Genomic DNA, 263 nt, shown 5'->3' with positions numbered 1-263 from the left:
ATAAGGCACTCCATTAAATGCGCCTGCTGGCAATCCTGCCTGCGCGGCATTATAGGCACGCTCATCAAAGCGATGGATAATCGCATTTAATTTTGGATTGATTGTGTTGGCTTGCTGAGTCGCAGCATCTAGCAACTCTTTGGCACTGACCTCACCCGAGTTGACGAGCGCGCCTAAACCTAGGGCATCATATTGGGTATATTCTTTAAACATAGTAGCGTCCTTGCTGGATGGATTACTTGATTGTATCGCGTAAACAATAC

Annotated in this window: 1 pseudogene; it reads right to left on the bottom strand. The window is 46.4% G+C overall.

Annotated features, from left to right (window positions below):
• A pseudogene (locus tag AAEY80_RS14615) lies at positions 1-213 on the bottom strand (amidase); the annotation flags it as partial.
• Positions 214-263: the final 50 nt, after the last annotated feature.

It is taken from the genome of Psychrobacter sp. 78a-MNA-CIBAN-0178, from assembly GCF_040309625.1.
Taxonomy (GTDB): domain Bacteria; phylum Pseudomonadota; class Gammaproteobacteria; order Pseudomonadales; family Moraxellaceae; genus Psychrobacter; species Psychrobacter okhotskensis.
Note: the sequence above shows the minus strand (reverse complement) of the source record. Positions and strands in the feature narration are given on the sequence as shown.